This window comes from Thermodesulfovibrionales bacterium, assembly GCA_035686305.1.
GTDB lineage: Bacteria > Nitrospirota > Thermodesulfovibrionia > Thermodesulfovibrionales > UBA9159 > DASRZP01.
Genome location: DASRZP010000004.1, coordinates 1 through 4,902 on the forward strand (window position 1 = coordinate 1; position 4,902 = coordinate 4,902).

6 protein-coding genes are annotated in these 4,902 nt (G+C 49.3%); 3 read left to right on the top strand and 3 right to left on the bottom strand.

Annotated elements, in window-relative coordinates; translation table 11 throughout:
• The first annotated feature begins 627 nt into the window (after positions 1-627).
• The 3 genes from VFG09_00345 (at position 628) to VFG09_00355 (ending at position 2,202) form a co-directional block, all read left to right on the top strand.
• Positions 628-987: a hypothetical protein gene (locus VFG09_00345; GenBank protein HET6513588.1), complete on the top strand. Its 360-nt coding sequence runs from the start codon at positions 628-630 to the stop codon at positions 985-987.
• An 84-nt stretch (positions 988-1,071) separates the two neighbouring features.
• Positions 1,072-1,770: a hypothetical protein gene (locus VFG09_00350; GenBank protein HET6513589.1), complete on the top strand. Its 699-nt coding sequence runs from the start codon at positions 1,072-1,074 to the stop codon at positions 1,768-1,770.
• 249 nt (positions 1,771-2,019) lie between these two features.
• A complete protein-coding gene (locus VFG09_00355) occupies positions 2,020-2,202 on the top strand; it encodes a hypothetical protein (protein HET6513590.1) in 183 nt (60 codons plus the stop codon).
• Between the two features lie 75 nt (positions 2,203-2,277).
• On the opposite strand, the gene VFG09_00360 is transcribed toward VFG09_00355, so the two are convergent.
• The 3 genes from VFG09_00360 to VFG09_00370 all read right to left on the bottom strand — a co-directional run bounded on the left by VFG09_00360 (position 2,278) and on the right by VFG09_00370 (position 4,863).
• Positions 2,278-2,436, bottom strand: coding sequence for a hypothetical protein (locus tag VFG09_00360; protein HET6513591.1), 159 nt, complete (start codon positions 2,434-2,436; stop codon positions 2,278-2,280).
• 168 nt (positions 2,437-2,604) lie between these two features.
• Positions 2,605-3,090, bottom strand: a complete 486-nt coding sequence (locus VFG09_00365; protein HET6513592.1) for a hypothetical protein — start codon at positions 3,088-3,090, stop codon at positions 2,605-2,607.
• Between the two features lie 285 nt (positions 3,091-3,375).
• A complete protein-coding gene (locus tag VFG09_00370; GenBank protein ID HET6513593.1) occupies positions 3,376-4,863 on the bottom strand; it encodes a hypothetical protein in 1,488 nt (495 codons plus the stop codon).
• Between the last annotated feature and the right edge of the window lie 39 nt (positions 4,864-4,902).

A 4,902-nucleotide genomic window follows, 5' to 3' on the forward strand; every position in this document is an offset into this window, starting at 1 on the left:
TTATTACTCAGTTCCTACGGAATAAATAGACAGGGGGGAACCCCATCCGAAAGCTTCAAGGGGTTTGTTGAACGCGAAGGGAAGACTTTCCCTACGGAGAGTCGCATGCGAGGTCTTCAGTTATTACGGGGTGCCTGAGAATGTTGCCAAGGTATCGTCAGAAAGATGAGAAACAGGGTATATACGGCGAGGTGCCGGCGGGCGCTTCATAAGCCTTCAATGGATTGTCATTCAGGGCAGGCAAGCGGTTAAGCAGCGAACGAAAAACCATCAGGTTTTCCTGCGGTATTTCCTGTGGTATTCTCAGTGGTCTTTCCATCAGGTTTGCCCGTGGGGATGGAAGGGCTTGACCGGTAGGATTCCTTTCCTCTGGTTCTGGCAGAAACAAATAATGAAGTTTGTTCGTCGGGAACAAGGTCAGAGTCGATTACCTTGTTATCTTTGTGACACTATTGGATTCGAGAGACAGGCGATTTCACAAGATTCAGCCAACGACAATTCAGTTTCCTTATGATAGGGCATAAGTATTTCACATTGCATCCAACTTCTTGTAACTGCTGGTTCTTCCGAATTATCTTTTAATCGTGATAAAATACGCAGGAAATAAGGATAACTCTTCTGAATGGTATGGGAACAATTGTGGGACTTCCGAAAGAAATCTCTGATCTGATAGAACGCTTTGAGCGGAACCGGGAGTCCTATATGTCCGGCCAATACAACGAGACACAGCTCCGGCGCGAGTTCCTCGATCCTTTCTTCACTGCCCTGGGCTGGGATGTAGACAACAAACAAGGCTATGCAGAGGCATATAAGGACGTAATTCACGAAGACGCGCTTAAGATTGGTGGTGCAACAAAGGCCCCGGATTACTGCTTCCGCATAGGTGGCGTCAAGAAATTCTTCGTCGAAGCAAAAAAGCCCTCGGTCAACCTCAAGGACGATGTAAGCCCCGCCTTTCAGCTCAGGCGCTATGCTTGGTCTCCGTGAGGAGAAAATTGAAAGCATGGAGGATGAAGATATATGAAAAGAATTAGTAAGTTGCCTAAGATTGCCGATCCGACTATCGAGCAGGTGTTTGAGGAGTTTTTGGCTGAACAGTCAAAGAAACTGAAGCCCAAGACCACCGCCGGTTACAGAGACGTAATCCAGTTGTTTAAGGATTGCATGAACAGCTATGCCTATCAAAGTCTCTCGAAGGCAGAGGCAGCGCTTTTTGACAAATACTATAATGCTCATGGTCAGCAGCATAGAGAATTCTGCCAACTTTTTGGTCCGGAAAAAATTGCTGAAAACACGGGAGAGTTCCTCGGTTATTTTCTGATTCGCAAGGTAATGGCCGGCGGCGATTTCAAACGCCTTGCCGGCACTGTAATCAAGAAGCTCTCAAAATGGCTCGCTGAAAAGTCATATATCTCAGAGGAAGACGCCACTTTGGGCGAAGAAAAAGGCTCGTCTGCGGCAAGAGACCTCCCCAAGGCTGAAAAGGCCGGAAATATTCTTTATGAGTCTGCGGAGTATACGGACTTCGAGACGGATGAAATAGCCGACGCTGATTACCATGACTTTGACCACTACACTATAGCGAAAATCGAGCCTGGGAAATTATGGCTTGAAGTTTATACTGAGAAAGGTAAGAGTTCTGTTGGTCCGATAGCAGTGCCGAAAGAGGCCACTGAGCTTCTTGAAGCAGGCTGGGATATCAGTTGCGCCCTAGCCCGCATCAGAGGTAAATGGAAGATAGTCGAGTTTGCCAACGTTTATCCGAACTGAGTTGTCGGATGGAGATTTCCAAACGTCGACAGTCTTGAAGGAATATGAATAAGAACAAGAAAATAATCATCATTGCCGGGCCGAACGGCGCAGGCAAGGCGGCCACAACGTCCCCGAGCAGACTATCAGACGCAGGTATGAAAAAGGCTGGCACAATTTCCAGCACCTTAACAAACAATTAGTGGATGCCTGGGTTCTTTATGACAACTCAGGAGAAAAACCCATACTTCTTGACGAAGGAGAACAAGAATGAGCAAAGTCAAAATGCAGATTCGAGATGCCGATCTTGCAAAAGTGGAGACTGCATTACGCCGTGCGGCCGCCCGTGCGAAAAAGATAGCCGAGGAGACGAACACTCCGCTGGTGGTATATGAAGGAGGCCGAGTACTCAAGAAATTCCCTGGAAAACAAAGGGCAAGCAAAAGAGGATAAAAAAGGGCAGTAATAACATGCTGAGCAGCTATCCAGGGCGTTACCCAATGTTCGCTATGCCGCATAAATGGAGCTTTACTTGACCTCCTCCAAATCCGTGACAATGCGGCCGTCCTGTTTTTCAATTTCAAGTTCAAGGAGTCTTTTCACCTCTGACACCTCTTCCGCCTTGATTCGACCACCCAGAGAATAGGTAACGACATCCGCTTTCACCGATTTCTGAATTCTCAACATCAAAGATTCTCTCCCGAACTCATCTCATCCTCGGTGCTGCATTTATAGAAAGCAACTTGAATGCCAGCCGTAGCCGTTGAAAAAACGTAACTGCGCAAATTGCGGAGTCACGATTCTCCGAGGATTTACGAAGGCTCGTAAAAATGACACGAACCTTGCTGCTAAGGCCTATGGCACGATAAGGGGAATCTGCGATATTAGCTGAATGTCTAGTAATAGTCCAAGCCGCTTGTCGATCTGGAAGAACCGCGCTGCCTTCTTGCCGGGCAAAACCTTTTCGAAGAGCGGGATGTATTTCATCCTCACCTGAACGAAAGATTCGTCCGTACCGAGCCATCGTTCGAGCAAGCTCTGAGCTTCAGCGTCGGTCATTTTGGGATAATTCTCGGCATATTCCTTTATAAGCGCAAAACGGGTGTCATAAATCTTAGTCGTTTCGGCCGTATATTGATCGTAGACCGGCCAGAATTTTTCTGCCTCGGCATCCGTCAGTTCCATATTCGCTGCAATGATCTGCTTTTTTTGGGACCGCAGGTCCTTCCTCAGCAATTGGATATCCTGATCGATCTGCTTTTCCTCTGACGCAAACGAAAAACCGCCGTTGAGAAGCATTGCGACTGTCAACATCAAGACAAAAATAAGAGTCTTCTTCATGGTTTTCTCCTTCTCTCTCTTAGTGTTTGATATGCCTTGAAGCGTCACATTTCTCGTTCGTTCCCTTTGGCCACACTCCTCTGGCTACACCTCCTTTCGGCATCATCGCCAGCTTCTTGCTCAATCCCAACGCGGGCATAGGCTGCGAAGTGGACGATATCCCCTTTGGCCGGTCTCTAAAAATTTAACTTAAATCTGTGGTATGGATCGCTGACCTCTCTTCCTATCGGCGCTTTACGAAGCGAACCGGACTCTCCCTTTCCCGGCTCCGGGTAAACGAGACGCTCAATGGTGGCAGTCACTGCAGTTCATCTCTTTGTATGAATCGCCGATATCGACGGGATGGGGATAGGTCTCCTCGGTCAGAACAGCGAGCTTTTTCTCCTTTTCCATCCGTCCTTTTATGAGCTGATGACAAAGGCTGCACTCTTTCGACAAAACGGCTCCATCTTCGCTTTTATGTTCACCGTCATGGCAGCGAAAGCAGCCCGGACTGTACATGTGCTCGCTATGGCTCGGGTAGCTCTTCCAGCTCGCCTTCATGACCGGGTCATAGTTGCGATCGTAAAGATCCTGCAACGTCAGAATAACGTGCTTAAGCTTGGCCTCTCTCGAAGCGGCAACGTCAGGATGGTTCTTCTTATAGAACTCCATGATGGTATCCCTGATGCCGGAGAGGGCCGCTTCCCTTGAATCGTACTTGCCTTCGAGCGCCTGGACCGCGGTGCTCTTAATGTCCGGGAGCGAGGGGTCTATCAACGTCAAACTCAAAAGAGCGTTCACTATCTTGTCGGGGGGGTCGTATGGGTGTCCCACCCTGTTGTGGCAGTCGATACAGTCCATGATACGCTTCTGCTCGGGTGCAGGCTCCTTGCCGACAGTATTGCCATCGTGAGTGCGGTAAATTCTTGCCTTACCGTCGAAGCCGATCGCACGTACCCATGGAATGACCTCATGCTTGGGATCAGCAGTTGCATACTCGATCTGCCTGGCGACCGCATAATGCCAGTGCATCATGGGAGGCTTGTCGGTCCGGACTCTCACCACACCCATCTTGAGCAACAGACCAATTTTCCATTCAGTGTTCTCCGTGTCGGAGAGATAGTACTTTCTTACCTGGAGATTTTCCCTAATGGCGTACGTGGGACCGTGACAGCCCTGGCAGATATCCTGCGAAGGTCTGAGGTCCTTGACCGGGGCAGGAATAGGCCTCGGGAATGTGTTCAACAAGAACATGGGGAGCTCGGTGCTTCCCCTGAGCTTCGAGAGGACAAAATACTGGGTGCCCGAGCCCACATGACAGGCTGAACACTCAACCTTCCCATGATAGGAAAAGGCGTGAGCCAGAGAATCCGTTCTATGAATGGTGTGGCAGACCCGGGTACAGAAGAAGTCCGATTCCAGGAATTCATAGCCCTGGAACATTCCGAAGGCATACAGAAGGGTCAAGAAGACGAAGCCGGTCGAGAGGAGGATTACGCGCCTTCGTTGTTCTTGATCATTGAAATCGACTACCGGTAAGCGTTGTTCCCCCGGAACTCCGACTTTCTCTCTCCTCCGCTGCCGCATAATCCCCAGGACGATAAACGCCACGCCGATGAGGATGAACAGCGGCAGGATCAGCAGGATGATGAGGTCCGAATAGGGCCTCGGTCGCTTTGCAAGGAGGTCAAAAATAAGAAGGAAGACGATCAAACCGAAGTTGAAGACGGCAATGACCGAGCCCGCGATTGTAAGAGGGTTATAAAATGAGACTGGAAGGATTCGCTTCATTGTGTGCTCCTTTCCGTGTTAAGACGTCCGACCTGTCTC